This is a genomic window from Streptomonospora halophila, from assembly GCF_039542725.1.
GTDB lineage: Bacteria > Actinomycetota > Actinomycetes > Streptosporangiales > Streptosporangiaceae > Streptomonospora > Streptomonospora halophila.
This window is the reverse complement of the sequence record NZ_BAABIK010000053.1, coordinates 1-19,156: the sequence shown is the minus strand read 5'-3', so window position 1 is coordinate 19,156 and position 19,156 is coordinate 1. Positions and strand designations below refer to the sequence as shown.

Genomic DNA, 19,156 nt, shown 5'->3' with positions numbered 1-19,156 from the left:
CCCGGCCCCAGGGCGCCGCGGCGCGCCGCAGTTCGGGCCGCGGTTCCGGCCGCGGGCGCCGGGCGGCCCGGTGGGCCGGGTCCGCTACTGCGGGCCCTCGGCCACCGCGCGGCGCAGGCGCTCCTCCGACAACGGCGGCTCGCCCGCGCGCAGCCAGAGGAAGTACTCCACGTTGCCCGAGGGGCCCGGCAGCGGGCTCGCCGCGACCCCCGCCGTGCCCAGTCCCAGCTCGCAGGCCCGTTCGGCCACGGTGCGCACCGCCTCGGCGCGCAGGTCGGGTTCGCGGACCACGCCGCCCGCGCCCACCCGCTCCTTGCCGACCTCGAACTGGGGCTTGACCATCATCGCGAAGTCGGCGCCGGGCGCGGCGCAGCGCACGAGGGGTGCGAGCACGAGCGTCAGCGAGATGAACGACAGGTCGCCCACCACCAGGTCGGGCAATGGTTCACCCACCTGCGCGGGCTCCAGGTCGCGCACGTTGCAGCGTTCGACGACGGCCACCCTGTCGTCGCTGCGCAGCGACCACGCCAGCTGCCCGTACCCGACGTCGACCGCGGCCACCGACGCGGCGCCGCGCCGCAGCAGCACGTCGGTGAAACCGCCGGTGGAGGCGCCGGCGTCCAGGCAGCGGCGGCCCGCGGCGTCGATCCCGAACGCCTCCAGCGCGCCCACCAGCTTGTGCGCGCCGCGCGAGACGTAGGCGGGCTCGTCCTCGGGGGCCTTGACCACGATCGCCTGGTCCAGGCCGACCTGCGTGGCGGCCTTGCCGGCCGGCACGCCGCCGACGAGCACGTGCCCGGCCTCGATCAGCTCGCCCGCGTGGCCGCGCGAGCGCGCGTGGCCGCGGCGGACGAGTTCGGCGTCCAGCCGGCTGCGCCTGACCATGGGGATCGAGTGCACCCACCTTTCGGGGATCTGCGGGACGCTCCCCGCACCGGCGGGGCGGGGCGGCGCGCCCGCTGCCTCGGGCGGGCGCGTACTCACCCGCTCACGCGCGACCGGGGCCGCGCGGTGCCGCGCGGGAAGCCCTCCGGCCGGCACACGCCTGCGGCGCCGCAGGGCGCGACACCGGTAGGGCAAAGCATACGAGATCCCGGCGGCGTCCGGCCGCGGCGCCGGCCCGGCGGTCGGCGCCGCCCGGTGCCGCACACGCGCGGGGCGGCGGCCCCCGCCGCGGCCGCCGGCCTACGCCGGCTGCGCGGTGCCGACCGCGCGCCTCAGGTGCCGCGCGGTCTCGGACCCGGCCTCGGCGAGCAGCCCGGCGGGCGTGCCCTGGAACACCACCTCGCCTCCGTGGCGTCCCGGTCCGGGCCCGAGGTCGATGATCCAGTCGGCCCGGGCGACCACGTCGAGGTCGTGCTCGATGACGACCACCGTCGCGCCCCCGTCGACCATCCGGTCCAGCAGTGCGACGAGGTCGGCGGTATCGGACATGTGCAGCCCGGTCGTGGGCTCGTCGAACACGTAGACGCCGCCCCCGCCGCCGCTCAGCTCGTCGGCCAGCTTGAGCCGCTGCCGCTCGCCGCCGGAGAGGGTGTTCAGGGTCCGCCCCAGCGCCAGGTACCCCAGCCCCACCTCGTCCAGTCGTGCGAGCACGGCGTGCACCGCGGGCTGCGGGAACACGTCGAGTGCCCGGCGGACGCTGAGGGCCAGCACCTCGGCGACCGTGCGTCCGCCGAGGCGGTACCGCAGCGCCTCGGCGGTGTAGCCGGTGCCTCCGCAGGCCTCGCAGGAGCTGACGACCGGGTCCAGGAACGCCATGTCGGTGTAGATCCGCCCGAGCCCGTCACACGCCGGGCAGGCGCCCTCGGCGTTGGAGCTGAACAGCGATGCGCTCACCCCGTTCTCGCGGGCGAACAGCCGGCGGACGGTGTCCAGGACGCCGGTGTAGGTGGCCAGGCTGGAGCGGCGCGAGACCCTGATGCCGCGCTGGTCGATCACGGTGGCCTGCGGGCAGACCCGGGGCAGGTAACCGTGGACGAGGGTGCTCTTGCCCGAGCCGGCGACACCGGTCACGGCCGTGAGCACGCCGAGGGGGATGTCCACGTCGACGCCCCGCAGGTTGTGCCGGTCCGCACCGCGGATCGGCAGCAGGCCCGTCGGGCCGCGGGGCGCGGTCTTGAGCGCGGGCCGGTCGAGCAGCGCCCGGCCGGTGGGCGTGGCGGCGTCGGACAGCCCCGCCACTCCGCCCTGGTAGACCACCCGCCCTCCGGCTTCGCCGGCGCCCGGGCCCATGTCCACGACGTGGTCGGCCACCGCGACGACGTCGGGGTCGTGCTCGACGACCAGCACCGTGTTCCCCTTGTCGCGCAGCCGGCCCAGCAGCCGGGTGAGCCGGGCGACGTCGTGCGGGTGCAGGCCCACACTGGGCTCGTCGAAGATGTAGAGCATGCCGGTCAAACTGCTGCCGAGGTGGCGGACGGTCTTCACCCGCTGCGACTCCCCGCCGGAGAGCGTCGAGGTGGGACGGTCCATCGACAGGTATCCCAGCCCGATCCCCGCCATGTGGTCCAACCGGTCCGCGAGCGCCTGGGCCACGGGGGCGGCGTCGCCCGCGCGCAGGCCCCGCACCGCCTCCGCCAGCTCCTCGGCCTCCATCGCGGCGCCCTCGGCGATGCCGAGCCCGTCGATCCTGCTCGACAACGCCTCCCGGGAGAGCCGGGCGCCCCGGCAGTCCGCGCACCGGGCCTCGGTGACCACCCGGTCGAAGGCCTCGCGGGCCTTGGGCTTGAGCGCGTCCGGGTCCTTGGGCAGCCAGATGCGCTCGAACCGGGGCAGCAGCCCCTCGTAGGCGGTGGGCACCGGCCCGCCCCGGCTGGGCAGGTGCACTTCGGCCGCGGCACCGTGCAGGAACGCCTCCCATTCGGCGGGGGTGTAGTCGGCCAGGGGCTTGTCGTTGTCGAACAGCCCGGAGTCGGCGTAGGTGCGCCACATCCAGCCGCCGACGTGGAACGTCGGGAACCGGATCGCCCCCTCGTTGAGCGAGCGGCCGCGATCCACCAGCTCGTCCACGTCGACGGTGCGCACGGTGCCGCGACCGGCGCACCGCGGGCACATGCCCCGGGGGTCGTTGAACGAGAACCGGTTGGACGGGCTGATGCGGGGATGGCCCGCGCGCGACCACAGCAGCCGCATCAGCGAGTAGATGTCGGTGGCGGTGCCCACCGTCGAGCGGGCGTCGCCGCGCAGCCGCCGCTGGTCGACGACGATCGCCGGCGCCAGGTCGTCGATCTCGTCGACGTCGGGCCGGCCGTAGCGGGGCAGCCTGTTGCGCGCGAAGGCGGTGAAGGTCTCGTTGAGCTGGCGCTGGGACTCGGCGGCGATCGTGGCGAACACCAGCGACGACTTGCCCGATCCGGACACGCCGGTCACGACTGTCAGGCGGCCCTTGGGGATGTCGACGGCGATGTCCTTGAGGTTGTGCTCGCGAGCACCGGCGATGCGGATGCGGTCGTGTGCCATGCGGCGACGGTAGGAGGAGTTGCGGTCGGATTCCGGCCGCAATCCGGCGCACACTTGGAGTGTGATGGGCGGACCGAGCGGGCGCATGCTGGAGCTGCTGTCGCTGTTGCAGAGCGGCCGAACATGGACGGGGCGGGAGCTGGCCGAACGCGTCGGCGCGTCACCGCGGACGCTTCGGCGCGACATCGACCGGCTGCGCGACCTGGGCTATCCGGTCGAGTCCACGCGCGGGCCGGGGGGCAGCTACCGGCTCGTGGCGGGTCGGGCCATACCGCCGCTGCTTCTCACCGACGAAGAGGCGGTGGCCGCGGTGGTCGGGCTGCGCCTGGCCTCGTGGGCCGGGGTCGCCGACGCCGCGGACGCCGCGGGCAACGCCCTCGCCAAGCTGGAGCAGGTGCTGCCGCCCCGGCTGCGGTACCGCGTCGAAGCCGTCTCCGCCTCGACCGAGACCGCCGCCCGCGCCCCCGCCTCCCCCGACCTGCGCACCCTGGAGCGGTTGGCCACGGCCGCCCACGCGCGCAACCACGTGCGCTTCTCCTACGTCGACCGCTCCGGCCTCCGCGGCGAGCGCCGCGTCGAGCCCTGCCGGCAGGTGCTGCTGGGACGGCGCTGGTACCTGCTGGGCTGGGACCGCGACCGCCGGGACTGGCGCACCTTCCGGCTCGACCGTATGGCCGACCTCGCCGTGCAGCCCACCACGTTCGCTCCGCGCGCGCTTCCCAGCGGCGACGCCGTCAGCTTCGTGCAGGACAGCGCACGCTTCCCGATCAGCCGGCACCGCGGAGTGGTGCGGTTCGCGGCTCCCGTGGAGCGTGTCTCGGAGCGGCTGACGGCCGAGGCCGGCTCCTTGGAGGCCGTCGGCCCCGACTCCTGCCGCTTCGTGACCGCCGCCGACTCGTGGGAGTGGATCGCGATCACCGTCGCGATGGTCGGCGTGCCCTACACCGTCGAGGGTCCCCCGCAGCTGGTGGAGTTCACCCGCGAGCTCGCCGAGCGCATCTCCCGGGCCGCCGGCTGAACCGCGCCGCGGGGACCGGGCGCGGCAGCGGGCACGGGGCGCGGTCGCCTCCGCGGGCCGGCCGCTCGGACTCCTCGAGCGGCCGGCGCACACGGGCCCCGCGGCCGAGCGCCGTGCAATCGGCGGGGTCGCAGGGACCGGCCGTCAGCCTCGGGGACCGTCGTCCTGTTCGAGGCCGTTGAGGACGGTGGACAGCTTCTGGTGCAGTTCGTCGAAGACGGCGACGTGGTCGGCGGTGGGCATGTCGTCGAGGGCCGCCAGGCGATCGCGGGCCATCTGCAGGGTGCGTTCGGCGATTCCCGCCGCCTGCTGTTCCTCAGTGGCCGCGTGTGCGTCTCCGGCCTTTTCCGTGTGGGCCAGGGGGGTTGCGTCCGTCACTTCCGCGCCGCCCTTCATCTGTGCGCGCATTGCCGTGCTGCCGCCGCGGAGCCGACGCGCTGCCGCGGCACCGGTCCTATTGTGCGATTCCGGCCGTGCTGTGGCTATTGGTCGTTCTTCGTGCTGTTCTTACCACGGCTGCCGGTGCGCTTAGCGCCGCTGGTCTTGGTGGCGGTCCCGCCGCGGCCGGAACCGGCCTTGGCCTTTGTGGAGCGCTGCTGGCCCTTTGCGGTGGACGACGGCTTCTTCTTGGCGGCCTGCCCGTTTTCCGAACCGCTACTGCGCGCCGAGGAACCGGGCTCGCCGCCTTGGCCTCCGTCACCGTCGGCTGCCTCCGCCTCGGCGCCGTCGGCCGGCGAGGGCGCGCCTTCGCCGGTGGACTGCGCGGCATCGCCGGAGCCGGAGGAGGTGGCCGACGCGCCGCCGTCCGCGGGAGCCTCCTCCGCCGGTTCAACGGCCGGTGCGGCGTTCTCGGCATCCGCCGCGGCCCGCGCCGCCTCCTCCTCGGCGCTTTCCGCGGGTGCCGCGGTCGCCGAGTCTGTGCCCGGCTGCGGCTGCGGCGCCGGCGCGGCGGCCTCCGCGCGGGCCTGCACAGCGGGCTGCACGGCGGGCTGCAGCGGGACGGGCCGCGGCTGCGCGCGCTGGGCGGCCAGGCGACGCTCCAGCTCGGCGACGCGGCGGGCCAGGCGGTCGTAGTCGGCGCGGCTGACGAGCTCCATGCGCTCCAGGGCGCGCTCCACCTCGCTGCTGACCAGCGAGTTCAGCGCGTCGCGGTTGGCATCGGCGGTCTCGATCAGCTCGCCGGCCAGCGACTGGATGGGAGAGCCCGCGCGCGGTCCGCCTTCGGCGGGTTCCCCCGCCGCGGACGGCCCGCCGGGCGGCGCCGCGGAGGCGGGACGCTCCTCGCCCGCCTTGAGGATGACTTTGGCCGCGGCGACAGCGCGTTTGCGGGTCAGCTCGGTGAGTCCGTTGACGGCTTCGAAATAGGCGCGCACCGCGTCGACGAGCATGGTGGCTTGCTCCTTGCTGATGCCTGAGAAGCGGAAGAATCGGCGGTTCCACAGCGGAGTGGGACGCAGCCGTAAACGCTACCGGGCGTGCGGCCTCTACGGGCGCGACTTCGCAGGGTCGAGCGGCATTCCCGACGCCCGCGCACCCTCGGGGGCGCGAAAGCGCACGACGGCGCCCGGGCACGGGCGGTAAGGCATCATTGGGCCCATGGCCAGTCTTGAAGAGTGCCGCGCGGCGGTCGGCAAGGTCTCGGAGCGCATCTTGGAGGTCGACCCCGCCGACCGGCGCAAGCACATCGCCGAGCGGACCGTCAATCTCACGGTCACCGACCTGGACGCCGTCTTCGACATGCGGCTGACCGAGGACGGACTGCAGGACGTGGTCGAACGCGGGACCGACGCGGCCGCGCGGCGCGCCCAGGTGGGGATCAGCGTCTCCAGCGACGACCTCGTGGCACTGTCCGAGGACCGGCTGGACTTCGCCAAGGCCATGTTCGGCGGCCGGGTCAAGCTGGACGCCAGCTTCGGCGACCTGATGCGGCTGCGCAAGCTCCTGTGACCGTCGGACCGTCCTTCTCGATGGAGGGCGGTCGTTCCCGGTCCCCGTGGACACCGCAGCGCCGTCGCCCGAGTCCCCGGTGGCCTGCAAGCGGCGGCCCGCAATCGGCTGCTCGCCGCTGCGGGCGCCGAGGCGGCACATAGGTGCGGCCCCAGGGGGCCACGGCCGCCGAAGCTTGCGCCGCTGGCCGGCACCGGCCGCTCCCGCGCGCTTCCCGCGGGCGGCGGAGACGCCGCACGCGGACGGGTATCGTGCCAGCGTGCGGACACACAGGGGCGCGGACGCCCTCGAACTGGCGCCGCTGCGCGGGGTGCGCTACGCCGACCCCGACGCGGGCCGGATGCTCGACTCCCCCGACTTCGACATCGCCCGGGTGCTGGCGCCGCCCTACGACGTGCTGGACGCGGCCTCCTTCGCGGACCTGACCCGCGCGGAACCGCACAACGCCGCGCGGCTGACCGTGCCGCCGGTCACCGTGGGCCAGCGGCCGGGGTTAGGCCCGCCCATCACCGCCGCCGACCGCTACGCCGCCGCCGCGCGGACGCTGCGCCGCTGGCTCGCCGACGGCATCCTGGTGCGCGACCGGCAACCGGCCGTCTACGTCTACGAGCAGTCCCTGCCCGGCGGCGAGCGCCAGCGCGGGCTGATCGGAGCGCTGCGGCTGCCCGACCCGTCGAGCCCGGTCGTGCGGCCGCACGAGCACGTCGCACCCGGCCCGGTCTTCGACCGCGCGCGGCTCATGGCCGCCACCCAGGCCAACCTGGAACCGATCCTGCTCCTGTACCGCGGCGGCACCGGAGCCGCCGCACGCATCACCGACACGGTGGCCGGCACCTGGCCGCACCCGATCGTGGACACCGCGACCGCGGACGGGGCCGCCCACCGGCTGTGGGCCGTCACCGACACCGGGCTGCACGGCGAGATCGCCGCGGACCTGGCCGCCCGCACCGCGCTCATCGCCGACGGGCACCACCGCTACGCCGCCTACCAGCGGCTCAAGGCCCGCCGCCACGGACCCGGACCCTGGGACCACGGACTCGCGCTGCTGGTGGACTCCGACTCCTCGCCGCCCCACCTGGGGGCCATCCACCGGGTCCTGCGCGGACTGGCCACGGAGGCCGCGGTGGCGGCGGCCTCCGCCGTGGCCGAAGCCGTGCCGCTGCACGGGGACGCCGCGGGGCACCCGGCACCGGCCGCGGCGGCCGGCGGGGGCGCTCTGCCGGCCGACGCCGACGGCCCTGCGCTGGTGCTGGCCGACCCGTCCCGCGGGCAGCGGTTCCTGCTCCGTGTCGACGCCGCGCGGATGGCCGCGGCCTATCCCGACCGCTCCCCCGGCTGGCGTGCGCTGCCCACCGCCGCCCTGCAGTTCCTGATGGGGGTGTGGGGGCTGGGCGAGGACGACGTCGACCTCGTGCACGACGACCCCGCGGCCGCGGTTGCCGCGGCACGGCCGGACACCGACACCGCGGTCCTGCTGGGCCCCGTCCCGGTGGAGGACGTCTACGCCGTCGCCGCCGGCGGCGAGCTGGCACCGCGCAAGACGACGTCCTTCGGCCCCAAGCCCCGCACCGGCCTCGTCCTGCGCACCGGGGGGACGGGCTTCAGCTGATCCCGCGACCAAGCGGCGGGCCGACTGCAACGACCACCGAGACGGCGGCGCCCACCAGCTCACCGAAGCGGGTGAAGACAACGGACGCCCTGGAGCGCGGTGCCGTAGCCGGCGGTCACCGTCCTCCTCGGACAGGAGGGGGTCGCCGACCAGGGGCCGGCCCGTCCGGATCGGCGCGGCGTCGCCCACGAGCGCCGGACGCCGGTGCCGCCGGCATTGCGGCGCCGCAGCGCCGAGGCGGCCGCACGGGCGGCGCGGCCGGGGGCCGTTTCCCCGGGTGGCCGATCCGCGGCCACGGCCCACAGGCGAGGCAGGGGCCCCGCAGTCCACCATGGATAAGCCGGCGCCCGCAGCGACCGGGCGGCACTTGGGTCCACCGGTCTGCCGGCTGCCAAACCAGCGGCGTGATACGGGCCGACACCGAGCCCTGGGCGGCGCCCTGGCTAAGGTGGGAGCCGGGGGCAGGCGCCGCCCGTCCGCGGGCGGGACCGGCGTGCGGAGGGTGCCCGCGCCGTCCGGCCGGACCGGGCCGATCGGTCTGGAACGCGGCTCCGGCTGCGAGACCCCGAGGCCTCGCGGCGTCCCGTCCGCGATGCTGCCGGCCGGATGGGACAGGGCGGCGGCTCGCGGGGCGCGTCCACCGCGTCGCGCTCGGCCGCCCGCCCGGACGCCGGACCGCCGGATCCGGCAGCCGCCCCGCCGGAACCGGTCCCGCACCCGCCCGCAGGCGGGGCGACCACGAAGGAGTCAGATGACCGAGGGTACGACCCTGCTCAGCGCCGAGAGGCCGCTGAACGAGCTGTACGACGCGGCCCTGCTCGACCTCGACGGGGTCGTCTACGTCGGCTCCCGCGCCGTGCCCGCCGCGCCCGAGGCCGTCGACAAGGCGCGGGCGGCCGGCATGCGGGTGGCGTTCGTGACGAACAACGCCGCGCGCACTCCGGCGCGCGTCGCAGAGCGGCTCAGCGGGATGGGTGTCGCCGCCGCGCCGCAGGACGTGGTCACCTCCTCGGACGCCGCCGCGCGGCTGATCGCCGAGCACGTCCCGGCCGGTTCGGCGGTTCTGGTCGTGGGGGACACGGGGCTGCGCTTGGCGCTGCGCCGACACGGCCTGCGTCCGGTGTCGGTGGCCTCGGACCGGCCGGCCGCCGTGGTTCAGGGCTACTCCCCCCGGTTGAACTACGACCTGATGGTCCAGGGCGCCCTCGCAGTGGCCGCGGGCGCGCTGTTCGTGTCCACCAACGGCGACGCGACCGCGCCCCTGGACTTCGGCGTTCAGCCGGGCAACGGAGCGGCCACCCGGGTGATCGCCCACGCCACCGGCCAGGAGCCACTGGTGGCGGGCAAACCGCAGCGGCCGCTGCACGAGGAGGGCGTGCTGCGCACCGGTGCGCAGACTCCGCTGGTGGTGGGCGACAGGCTCGACACCGACGTCGAGAGCGCCGCCGTGCGCGGTGTCGCGAGCCTGCTGGTCTTCTCCGGCGTGACGACGCCCGCCCGAGCCGTGGCCGCCTCCCCGAAGCACCGCCCCGCCTATCTCGCCTGGGACCTGTCGGGCCTGAACCAGACCCATCCCGCGGTCCGTACCGAGCCCGGTCGAGCGGTGTGCGGCGGGTGGACCGCCGAGCTGCGCAAGGACCGGCTCCGCCTGTCGGGTCGGGGCGGGCGCCTCGACGGCCTGCGCGCCGTGTGCGCGTGCGCATGGGCCGCCCATCCGGATTCCGCGCCTCGGCAGGACCTCGCCGACGACGCCCTCGCCGAACTGGGGCTCCCGGACGAAGCCTGAGACGGGCCTCGGGGCCCTCCCCCGGACCGGACTCCGCTTTCCGGTTTCCGGGCGGCTGCACGTGCCCGGGCGCCGCACGGGCCCCGGCGGACGAAGGGGCTCGCCCCCGCGCGAACGGGGCGCCCTCCGACGCGGTCCGCACCACCGGCGGACCGCCGCGACGGAAATCCGCGGCGGGCCGCTGCTCGAGCCGCGCCTCGCGCAGCGGCCTCGTCGCCGCGGGCGCGGGGCCTGGCCCACCCGCTGTTCCCCGCAGAGGCGCCCCGGCCGGTCCGGCCATCAGCGTCCGGCGCGCACTGCAGCCGCTCCGGGAATCGCCGACCCGCGGCCCCCGCCCCTGCCCCGGGCACCGGGTGCCCGGGGCGGGGGCCAACGCGGTGTCAGCTCTGGGAGGGTTCTGCCGAGGCGGCGGGGTCGGGGCAGCGGCTGATGCGCTGGACGGTGCGGGCCTCGATCTCCACGACGCTGGCCGAACCCTTCGGCGACCGCCAGAAGCGCCGGCGGAGCGCGCCGCTGACCTGGACGACGTCGCCGAGCCGCCACTCGCGGGTGCGCTCCTCGACGGCCTCCTGGAAGCTGACGCAGGTGATGGGATCGGCCGCCTGGTTGGGGCGCTGCTGCGCGGGAGCGCGGGCGATCGAGACCCGCCAGGTCGTCAGGCGGTCGCCGCTGGCGAGCTCGCGGACGCAGGGCTCGGCGGTGATGCGTCCGGCGACGACGACCTCGTTGCGGTGGCCGGGCTCGCGCCCGCTCCCGCGTGCGGTCCTGCCGGCCGCCCCGCCGGCCGCCCTGCGAGCAGGCGCCGCCTTGGCGGAGCGTCCGGTGCCGGGGCCGCCGGCGGCGGCCGGTTCGGCGGGAACGGTCGCGGGTACTGGGGTGGCGGCCGTGGTGGCGGTCGTGTCAGGCATGGTTCCTCCCTGCGTTGGAGCGTCGAAGGTCCGCTGCGGCGGCCGGGCCGCCGGGGCGGACCGGCCGGGCACGTCCAGAATCCGGCGCGCACACCCCCGGCGGAAAGCGCGATTCGCTTCCTGTGGAAAACCCGCTTCGAGAAGTGGTCCGCATATCGGTGCAGGCGCGCGATCGGACTCGGTGGGGCGTCCGGTGAGGTCCACGCGCGTCGGCCTCGTGCGCGTCGCCGTCCGAGGCGAACGCGTCGCGTCGGACCGGATCGGGGCCCGTCCTCGCCGCGGGGTCCAGGACCTGCGTGAACCGGCCGAGCACACCGCAATTCACGCAGCCGGACCGGGTTCCCGTCCGCCACGTCCGTCCACTACGCCCCCAAAAGCGGTGTCCGGCGGACTGCTCCAGGCGAGTCTCACGCCGCTGCGGCAAGCCCCGTGCCGAAGGTCTCGGCCGCGAGGTAGGGGGGCAGGTGGGGATGGCGGCTGCCGACGGCGACGTCTCGCCAACACCGCTGGAGCACGTTCGCGTTGTCGAAGCCGCTCGCGCCGTGCAGGTCGAGCATCCGCTCGACCGCGGCCCGGCAGTCCCGCCCGGCATGCGTCCGCCTCCCCGGCGACGGCGAGCATGGTGCTCTCGCCGCGGTTCACGAGGTGGGCCGCCTCCGCCGACCAGAGCCGGCCCCCGGGGAACTCCCCCATCCGGGGAGTAGGCGCTGAGGAACGGCTTGCGGTACGAGGCGACAGCGTCGGTCCCGTCGAACGCGCCCCGGGCGGCACCCGCCACCGGGCCGAGCACCGTCATCGCGAACAGGACGGCGCGGCCGGGTGGCCGAAAAGCGACGACCCGGCGATCGCCGCCGCCTTGCGGGAGATCCATGAGGCCCCTCAGCGGCAGTGGACGGTGAGCCGGCTCAGCGAGGCCGCGGGGATGTCCCGCGCGGCGTTCACGCAGCGCTTCACCGCGGTGGTGGGCGGCGGTGGTGGGCCGGCCGCCGATGAGCCAACCGCTGGCGCCTCAGTCGGGGCGCCCCTCTACTCAAGGAGACCGACGCCACCCTGGCCGCGATCGCCCACCGGGTCGGGTACGCGCGGCGGGCCGCGCGCGCTGCCTTCCGGCCGCGCTCGGGCGCCGCGCCCTGGCACGGGCCGGCACAGCCGCTCCCGGCGGTCCGCGGCCGCCCCCGACCGGTTCGGGCCGACCGCCGGTGAACTAGATTCGGCACCGGACACCCGGCCGGGCCTGCGCAAAGGGAGCCGCGCGCTCGCCCGGACCGGGTCCGAGGACCCGCGTCGGCCCGTGCGGCGGGCCGCCGTTCGCGAGCGGAAGGAGACGCCAGGTGCACGACGACGTGGACCTCAACGCACTGCCCGGCGGGATCACCCCCCTGGGCGACGACATCTTCGCAATCGACACCCTGATGGCGGGCTATCCCGGAATCACCTCCAGCTACCTGCTCCGCACCGAGCGGCCGTGCGTCGTCGAGGTGGGCACCGCGGGGTCCGCCCCGGTGCTGCGGGACGCGCTGAAAGCGCTCGGGATCGGCGTCCGCGACCTGGCGACTGTCGTCGTCACGCACATCCACCTCGACCACGCGGGCGGGGTCGGCGACATCGCGGCGATGTTCCCCGACGCCGAGATCGTCGTCCACGAACGCGGCGCCCGGCACCTCGCCGACCCCTCGCGGCTGATGCGCAGCGCCCGCATGGTCTGGGGCGACCGGCTCGACGTCCTCTTCGGCGACCTGCGCCCCACCGACGCCGCCCGCATCCGCTCGGTCGCCGAGACCGGCGAGGTGGACCTGGGCGGCGGCCGGCGCCTGGTCAGCCACTACACGCCCGGCCACGCCAAGCACCACATGGGCCTGGTCGACTCCGCCACCGGCGACCTGTACGTGGGCGACGCCCTGGGCGTCTACAACCCCGCCACCGGCGACGTGCGTCCCGCGACCCCGCCGCCGGACTTCGACCTGGAGGCGGCGCTGGCGTCGCTGCGGCTGTTCGACGGCATCGGGGCGCAGCGGCTGATGTTCTCGCACTTCGGCGCGGTCGATGCGGTCGGCGAGACGCTGGCGGCCGCCGAGGAGGAGCTGCGGGTGTGGGTGGAGGCGGTGCGCGGAGCACGGGCCGACTCCCCCGACCTGGACCACGCGGTGGCCATGGTCCGCGAGCAGGTCCGCGACCGCTACGCACCCGCACCCGACACCCTCTCCGCGGACTCAGCCGAGGTCATGGAGGTCCTCAGCGGGGTGCACGGCAACGTCTCCGGCATCGCGCACTGGCTCGACCGGGTCGCCGCCGACCAGCGCGAGGCGGCCGAGACCGGAAGCGCCGGAGAGGCCGGAGGGGACTCCGGACGCGGCTGAGCCGCGGGGGTCGCGGGGCGTCCGCACAGCCGGCTCGCGGTGCGCTCCCGCGGCCGCGGCGCCGCCCCGGACTCCGCTTCGGCGCCGCGGCCGCTCACGGCGCGCCGGGCAGCCCCAGCTCGCGCAGCAGGTAGGCGTAGATCCCGTCGTCCCAGGACAGCTCAGCGGGCAGGACGTCGAACGCGCGGACCTCGTCGGTCTCGAACGCGCCGTCCAGCGGCCGTCGCGCCGCCACCTGCGCGTGCGTGACGACCGTGGTGTGTCCGCCGGCCAGGACGTAGTAGCCGTCGACGTGGACCTCGCCGAGCTCGGCGCCGGCCTCTTCGCGCGCCTCCCTGCGGGCGGTGGTCTCGACGTCCTCGCCCGCCTCGGCGTGGCCGCCGGGGAACTCCCAGGCGCGCCTGCTGTGGCGCACCAGGACCGGCCGCGCGCCGTCGAACAGCAGGCACACCACGGAGTCGTGGGCGGCGGGCAGCCGGCCCAGGTGCACGGCGGCGCCGTTCAGCGGCGGTTGCTGCGTCATGGCTGGCTACCTCGGCGGTGGCTGGCGGTGCGGACCCGCCCGCCCTCCGGGGCGGCCCCCCGGGCGGTGCGGTGTAACCGTATTCTCCTAGAATCCAGGAACTCCCTGTTCACCCGCGCTTTTCGATACTGCGTGAGCTGGGACGACTTGGACAGATCCCTCGCCATACGGCAAGGTTGTCCAGGCGAAGTCGAGAAGAGACACGCATGGTGTGCCGGGAAGTCTGGTCGGCGATGTACTGCAACGCGTACTGACGACTCGGGAGTTCGACCATGGTGACCAAGACGGGCGCGAACGCGCTCGCCGACGCCCTTCGCAAGGACTCCGTCGGAGGCTTCCTGCTCATAGGCGCGGCCCTGGTGGCGCTCGTCTGGGCCAACTCCCCGTGGGCGGAGCTCTACGAGACCATCCGGGGCTACACCGTCGGCCCCTCGGCGCCGCTGCACCTGGATCTGACCATCGAGCACTGGGCCGCCGACGGAATCCTGGCCCTGTTCTTCTTCATCATCGGCGCCGAGCTCAAGCAGGAGTTCGTCCACGGCGAGCTGCGAAACCCGCGCCGGGCCATGCTGCCCATCGTCGCCGCCGCGGGAGGGATGGCCGTTCCGGCGCTGATCTTCGTCGGCGTGAACGCCGCCGAGCCCGCGGGCCTCTCGGGCTGGGGCATCCCGATGGCCACCGACATCGCGTTCGCGCTGGCCGTCCTGGCGATCATCGGCCGCCATCTGCCGCCGGCGCTGCGCACGTTCCTGCTCACCCTGGCCATCGTCGACGACCTCGGCGCGATCATGGTCATTGCCGTCTTCTACACCGACGAACTGCACTTCCCGGCGCTCCTGGGCTCCCTGGGGCTCCTCGGCGTGTTCGGCTACCTCCAGCGCGGCCGCGGGCCCGCCGGCGCCCTCGACCGCTCGCCCGTGCCCAACTGGGTCGTGTACGTGCCGCTGGCGCTGGCGATCTGGGCGCTGATGCACGAGAGCGGCGTCCACGCCACGATCGCGGGCGTCGCCATGGGCATGCTGATGCGCAGTTCCACCGCCGCGGGCGAGCGCGAGTCGCCCCTGCATCGGGCCGAGCACATGCTGCGCCCCTGGTCGACGGCCCTGGCGCTGCCGATCTTCGCCCTGATGTCGGCGGGCGTGGCGCTCGGCGAATTCGGGAAGATGATCACCGACACCGTCGCCCTGGGCGTCTTCTTCGGTCTGGTGGTCGGCAAGCTCGTCGGCATCCTCGGCGGCGCCTGGCTCACGACGAAGCTGACCCGGGCGGAGCTCAACCCGACGCTGAGCTGGTGGGACATCGCAGGCATGTCGGTGCTGGCGGGGATCGGATTCACCGTCTCCCTGCTCATCACCGAGCTGGCCTACCCGGGCGCGGAGGCGATGCTGGACAACGCCAAGGGCGGTGTGCTGTTCGCGTCGCTGGCCGCGACCCTGCTCTCCGCCGGCATGCTCGGCTGGCGCAGCGCGCACTACCAGCGCAACGGGGTCCCCGACAGCGCAGAGGCGCACAGCGGCTGAGACCGCACACGGGTGGCCGCCCCGCCGGTGGACTCGGCGCACTCTGCGCGCGCACGACCGGCGCGGCACCCGTGCCGGCAGCGCCTCCCGGTGGAATGGCCGGACCGGATCCGGGTACTTTGACCTTGATCCGCCCCGTTCGCCTGTGCGCCTCTCCCCGGAGGATCCGCCGATGCCCCTCGGCCGGTCGGCCGCCCGCTCCCGCAGCGGGTCCGGCGCGGTGCGCGCCGGTGCGCGCCGCCGGATCCGCGCGCTGGCGCTCGCGGCCCTCGCCCTCGCGCCGGCGGGCTGCGGGGCGCCGACCGAGTCCGACGAGCCCGGCACCATCGACACCGTCGTGGGCAGCGGGCAGACCGGGTGGCTCGAAGGCGGGTACGGAGGCGATGCCGGCGACGCCCGATCGGCCCGGCTGAACGCGCCCCGCGCCTTGGCGTTCTCCGCCGACGGCACGCTCTACATCGCCGACACGGACAACAACCGGGTCCGCAGCGTCGACCCCGACAGCGGCACCGTCAACACCGTCGCCGGCGGCGGCAGCCGCGACTGGGCCGGAGCGGAGAGCGCCACGGAGGTGGCGCTGCCCGAGGTCACCGACCTCGCGGTCGACGCCTACGGCGACACCCTCTACATCGCGGCGATGCTGGAGAACCAGGTGGCTGCGGTCGACCTCACGGACGGTTCGATCGAGATCCTGGCGGGCCGCGACGACGGCACGGCGATCGACATGCGCGAGCGCGAGGCCGAACGCCTGCGCGGGCTGTGGTGGCCTTCGGGCGTCGCCGTCGGACCCGACGACACCCTCTACATCGCCGACAGCGGCAACGGCCGCGTCGTCGCGGTCGGACCGCACCGGGGGCGCGACACCGGGCACCCCGACGCCGAACACATCCGCGTGGTGGCCGGCAACGGCGCCGCGGCCCCCGACGCCGGCTCCTGGGAGGGCGGCACCCCGCCGGACGGCGAGTTCGGCGATCTCGGACGGCTGACCGTCGGCGACGACGGATCCGTCTACTTCGTCGACGCCACGCTGGGCCTGCGCAAGATCGACGGCTACGACCACACCGTCGGCCCGGCGTGGAACCCGGATCTGCCGAGGAACCCGCAGGCGCTCGCGGTCGCGCCCGAGAGCGGCACGCTTTACGCGGCCGACGGCGCGAGGAACCGCGTCCTCGCCTACGTGCCGGGCCGCCGGCAGCCGGTCGTCGTCGCCGGCACCGGGGCCCACGGCTTCAGCGGCGACGGGGGACCCGCCCGGCAGGCGGCCCTGGACTCCCCCGGCGGCCTCGCGATCAGCGCCGGCGGGGACCTCTACATCGCCGACACGCACAACCACCGCATCCGGGTCGTCAACGACGTGGCAGCGGCCGTGGGAGAGCTGACGGACTGAACGGCCGCGCCGGGGCAGACGGCGGGCAGCACCGCGGGAGGAGCCGCGACCGGACCGCGACCGCCGGACCGCCGGTTCTACGGGGCGTGCGCCCCCGGGGAACCGGGAGCCCGAGCCCGTCGGACGGTGCGCGCCGCCGGACGTCGTCCGGACTCCGCCGGAGGACGGCGAGAACCTCGAGGTCACCGGACGGGTTCAGGCCGCCGAGCACTGCCGGCTCGCGCAGGCAGGTGCTGACGGCGTCCGAACCGGGTACGTCCTCGACCGGCCAAGCGGCGTCGCCGATCGGCTCCCTGCGCCCGGTGGGGGCAGACAACCGGGCGAGCGCAGCCGGCTTCGGGAAGTAGGCGGAGTCGGCGCCGTCAGCGCCGTTCCACGGGCGGAGGCGCGGGGAGGGCGGGACCGGCCGGCGCCCACGCGGTGACGGCGGCAGCGCCCGGTCAGCGCTCGGAGCCGCTCCCCGGGGCCCCGTGGAGCCCGTCCGCGGCCTCCTCGGCGCCGCTGTCCTCAGCGGCGCCGGGCTCCCCCGGTTCGGGCGGGGACGGGGGCGCGTGGTCCTCAGGTGCCGGAGCGGTCGCGGGCGCGGTGGCCTGATCCGCACGGCGGGGTGGACGCGGCTCCTCCGGCTCCTGCTCCTCGAACTCCTCGCCGTCGTCGGCGAAGGGGTCCTCGGCGTCGGTCCAGACGACGTCCTCACCGATGTCGACGATCTCGACACCCTCCAACTCCGCGAGCCGCTCGTCGGCGTCGGTCAGTCCTTCGCGGTCCACCGCCGAGGCGCGCGCGAAGTACTCGCGGGCGTCCTTCCGGCGGCCGCACGCGAGGACGGCGTCGGCGTAGGCGTAGAAGAGGCGGGCGACCCACGGGCGGGCCCGCCGCTCCTTCAGCTCGGGGATCTGCAGCTCGACGACGGCGGCCTCGGGCTGCCCGAGGTCGTGCCGGGCGCCGGCCGCGACGATGCGCAGCTCGACGCGGTCCTCCACGGGAAGGTCGTCGGCCTCCGGTTCGCGGGCGATCTCCAGCGCCCTCTCCGGCCGGCCGAGACCGCGCTCGCAGTCGGCGATCATCGCCAGGAAGTTGTCGCGGCCGGTCATCCGGCGGGCCGCTCTCAGATCCGAGAGGGCCTCCTGCCATTTGCCGACGGTGTAGGCGGAGATGCCTGCGGCCTCCCGAACCACGCCCAGGCGCGAGGCCCTGCGCCGGGCGAAGGAGGCGTGCTCATAGGCTCGTTCGGGCTCGTCCTCCAGGAGCCGGGCGGCCGCGGCCAGGTGTCGGCCCACGATCTCGGCCAACGACTTGGGCAGGCTGTTCAGCTCCCTGCGGACCTCCGGGGAAAGCTCACTGAACGCGACGTCGTCGGGGAGCTGGGGGGCGCCTTCACGGGGCCCCCGCTGCTGAGAGCCCGAGCGCGCGCCGCCCTGGCCGCCGCCCGGACCGCGCTGGGGCCGGCCGCGGGCGTCGCCCCGGTCCCGGTCGGGGCGTCCGCCGGAGCGGCGGTCCCCCGCACGGCCGTCACGGCCGCCACCGCGGAACTCCCGGTCGCCGCGGCCTTCGTCGCGCCGCCCGCCGCCTTCTCCGCGAGGACGTCCGGCGCCTGCGCCGCCGTCGTCGCGGCGGCCGGAACCGCCGCCACGCCCGGACTGGCCGAAGCCGCGGCCGCCGTCGCGCCCTCCCTCTCGACCGCCGTCACGGCCGCCGCGGAAGCCTCCAGAACGACCGCCGCCGGACCGGGGCCGCCCCCCGTTGCCCGCGCCTCGGCCGCCGCCGCTCGGACCACCGGAACGATGGCCGCCTCCAGAGTTGCGTGGTCCCGAGCCGTTGCGGCTCCCGCGGCTGTCGTCAGTCATGCTTCCGTCCGTAAACAGTCAAAAGCGCTGCCACTCGTCGGTAGCAGCGCGTTGTTTCATCCCAGGTCTCTCACTCTACCCGCATGCGGTGCCGGAATCGCCCGTCCTGCCGCCGGACCGCGGCGATGAACGCCTCGTCACCACTGAGATCCGGCGGCAGCCCACAAGACCGGGGACGGCCCCTGGGGGAAGAACGGTTTCCGGACCGGACCCCGTGCCTTGACCACGCTTGGCTGTTCAGCCGGTCACCGACGCGGCGAACTCCGGCGCTCCGGCACGGGTGGCAGCGGACCGGGAGGGCTCATCTGCTCTGTACGGAAGCGCAGGCTGCGGTCGCGACCGACCCCGCAGTGCGTGCCATCGGCGAGAGACCGATGGATCCATGCCGCTCAAGCGGTCGGTCCGTACCGCCGACCAGCTCCCAGATAACGCCGCGCATCGGCGCCTGAACGTGCACCTGATTCCCTTCTTGACGCGATCTCCGGCACGCAGCCGGAACGCGGATCAGTATTCGCAACATGACAGAAAGTAACCGACGAAAACATGGCTGTGCCCCCCGCATCGTCAGTGGCTAGACGTGACGAGCCGGTGATCACCGTCGGTCCGATTACGAACACGATACAACACCCACGAAGTGAAAGTGCAGGTGGCGGCGGGTTCGCGCACGCAGCTTCTCTTCGGCTCCGCCCGCTGTTCTCGGGCATAAAAAAAGGCGGGGGCGCAACCCGAACAAACGAGCCACACCCCCACCAACAAAAAATGCGGCAGCAACCTACTCTCCCACCCCCACCA

At 75.1% G+C, this 19,156-nt stretch carries 14 protein-coding genes and 1 pseudogene; 7 read left to right on the top strand and 8 right to left on the bottom strand.

What is annotated here, in order from left to right; all coding sequences use genetic code 11:
* Positions 1-84: 84 nt before the first annotated feature.
* Together ABEA15_RS24795 and ABEA15_RS24790 are read right to left on the bottom strand one after the other, a co-directional pair.
* Positions 85-885 (bottom strand): TlyA family RNA methyltransferase, encoded by an 801-nt coding sequence (locus ABEA15_RS24795; RefSeq protein WP_345559436.1) that lies wholly within the window; start codon positions 883-885, stop codon positions 85-87.
* A 300-nt stretch (positions 886-1,185) separates the two neighbouring features.
* On the bottom strand, positions 1,186-3,462 hold the full coding sequence (locus tag ABEA15_RS24790) for an ATP-binding cassette domain-containing protein (RefSeq protein WP_345559434.1): 2,277 nt from the start codon (positions 3,460-3,462) through the stop codon (positions 1,186-1,188).
* Positions 3,463-3,526: 64 nt separating this feature from the next.
* On the opposite strand from ABEA15_RS24790, the gene ABEA15_RS24785 reads away from it, so the two are divergent.
* The gene (locus ABEA15_RS24785; RefSeq protein ID WP_344144006.1) at positions 3,527-4,480 is read left to right on the top strand and encodes a helix-turn-helix transcriptional regulator; all 954 of its coding nucleotides are present in this window, start codon (positions 3,527-3,529) and stop codon (positions 4,478-4,480) included.
* 144 nt (positions 4,481-4,624) lie between these two features.
* Here the strand turns inward: ABEA15_RS24785 and ABEA15_RS24780 are convergent, their stop codons facing one another.
* Entirely contained in the window at positions 4,625-4,858 is a 234-nt protein-coding gene (locus ABEA15_RS24780) for a hypothetical protein (RefSeq protein WP_344144362.1), read from the bottom strand.
* 104 nt (positions 4,859-4,962) lie between these two features.
* Entirely contained in the window at positions 4,963-5,868 is a 906-nt protein-coding gene (locus ABEA15_RS24775; protein WP_345559432.1) for an accessory factor UbiK family protein, read from the bottom strand.
* Positions 5,869-6,076: 208 nt separating this feature from the next.
* Between ABEA15_RS24775 and ABEA15_RS24770 the strand changes: the two genes are divergently transcribed.
* The 3 genes from ABEA15_RS24770 to ABEA15_RS24760 all read left to right on the top strand — a co-directional run bounded on the left by ABEA15_RS24770 (position 6,077) and on the right by ABEA15_RS24760 (position 9,822).
* A complete protein-coding gene (locus ABEA15_RS24770) occupies positions 6,077-6,427 on the top strand; it encodes an SCP2 sterol-binding domain-containing protein (RefSeq protein ID WP_345559430.1) in 351 nt (116 codons plus the stop codon).
* Positions 6,428-6,686: 259 nt separating this feature from the next.
* Positions 6,687-8,036, top strand: a complete 1,350-nt coding sequence (locus tag ABEA15_RS24765; RefSeq protein WP_345559428.1) for a DUF1015 domain-containing protein — start codon at positions 6,687-6,689, stop codon at positions 8,034-8,036.
* A 751-nt stretch (positions 8,037-8,787) separates the two neighbouring features.
* Positions 8,788-9,822: an HAD-IIA family hydrolase gene (locus tag ABEA15_RS24760; RefSeq protein WP_344143994.1), complete on the top strand. Its 1,035-nt coding sequence runs from the start codon at positions 8,788-8,790 to the stop codon at positions 9,820-9,822.
* A gap of 380 nt (positions 9,823-10,202) precedes the next feature.
* On the opposite strand, the gene ABEA15_RS24755 is transcribed toward ABEA15_RS24760, so the two are convergent.
* Positions 10,203-10,730 carry a single-stranded DNA-binding protein gene (locus ABEA15_RS24755; RefSeq protein WP_345559426.1) on the bottom strand — a complete coding sequence of 176 codons (528 nt, stop codon included), beginning with the start codon at positions 10,728-10,730 and terminating at the stop codon, positions 10,203-10,205.
* 407 nt (positions 10,731-11,137) lie between these two features.
* A pseudogene (locus ABEA15_RS24750) lies at positions 11,138-11,314 on the bottom strand (hypothetical protein); the annotation flags it as partial.
* A 747-nt stretch (positions 11,315-12,061) separates the two neighbouring features.
* On the opposite strand from ABEA15_RS24750, the gene ABEA15_RS24745 reads away from it, so the two are divergent.
* Complete coding sequence (locus ABEA15_RS24745; protein WP_344143988.1) at positions 12,062-13,087, top strand: MBL fold metallo-hydrolase; 1,026 nt, start codon at positions 12,062-12,064, stop codon at positions 13,085-13,087.
* Between the two features lie 94 nt (positions 13,088-13,181).
* Here the strand turns inward: ABEA15_RS24745 and ABEA15_RS24740 are convergent, their stop codons facing one another.
* Positions 13,182-13,610, bottom strand: coding sequence for an NUDIX domain-containing protein (locus tag ABEA15_RS24740; protein WP_345559424.1), 429 nt, complete (start codon positions 13,608-13,610; stop codon positions 13,182-13,184).
* A gap of 272 nt (positions 13,611-13,882) precedes the next feature.
* On the opposite strand from ABEA15_RS24740, the gene nhaA reads away from it, so the two are divergent.
* Complete coding sequence (gene nhaA, locus ABEA15_RS24735; protein ID WP_345559422.1) at positions 13,883-15,130, top strand: Na+/H+ antiporter NhaA; 1,248 nt, start codon at positions 13,883-13,885, stop codon at positions 15,128-15,130.
* A gap of 172 nt (positions 15,131-15,302) precedes the next feature.
* Entirely contained in the window at positions 15,303-16,517 is a 1,215-nt protein-coding gene (locus ABEA15_RS24730; RefSeq protein ID WP_345559420.1) for an NHL domain-containing protein, read from the top strand.
* 440 nt (positions 16,518-16,957) lie between these two features.
* Here ABEA15_RS24730 and ABEA15_RS24725 read toward each other — a convergent pair whose 3' ends face one another.
* Positions 16,958-17,809: a tetratricopeptide repeat protein gene (locus ABEA15_RS24725; protein ID WP_344143975.1), complete on the bottom strand. Its 852-nt coding sequence runs from the start codon at positions 17,807-17,809 to the stop codon at positions 16,958-16,960.
* Positions 17,810-19,156: the final 1,347 nt, after the last annotated feature.

Coding starts and splice junctions, on each gene's coding strand:
- ABEA15_RS24795 (WP_345559436.1), bottom strand. CDS start 885: ATGGTCAGGCGCAGCCGGCTGGACGCCGAACTCGTCCGCCGCGGCCAC.
- ABEA15_RS24790 (WP_345559434.1), bottom strand. CDS start 3,462: ATGGCACACGACCGCATCCGCATCGCCGGTGCTCGCGAGCACAACCTC.
- ABEA15_RS24785 (WP_344144006.1), top strand. CDS start 3,527: ATGGGCGGACCGAGCGGGCGCATGCTGGAGCTGCTGTCGCTGTTGCAG.
- ABEA15_RS24775 (WP_345559432.1), bottom strand. CDS start 5,868: ATGCTCGTCGACGCGGTGCGCGCCTATTTCGAAGCCGTCAACGGACTC.
- ABEA15_RS24770 (WP_345559430.1), top strand. CDS start 6,077: ATGGCCAGTCTTGAAGAGTGCCGCGCGGCGGTCGGCAAGGTCTCGGAG.
- ABEA15_RS24760 (WP_344143994.1), top strand. CDS start 8,788: ATGACCGAGGGTACGACCCTGCTCAGCGCCGAGAGGCCGCTGAACGAG.
- ABEA15_RS24755 (WP_345559426.1), bottom strand. CDS start 10,730: ATGCCTGACACGACCGCCACCACGGCCGCCACCCCAGTACCCGCGACC.
- ABEA15_RS24740 (WP_345559424.1), bottom strand. CDS start 13,610: ATGACGCAGCAACCGCCGCTGAACGGCGCCGCCGTGCACCTGGGCCGG.
- nhaA (WP_345559422.1), top strand. CDS start 13,883: ATGGTGACCAAGACGGGCGCGAACGCGCTCGCCGACGCCCTTCGCAAG.
- ABEA15_RS24730 (WP_345559420.1), top strand. CDS start 15,303: ATGCCCCTCGGCCGGTCGGCCGCCCGCTCCCGCAGCGGGTCCGGCGCG.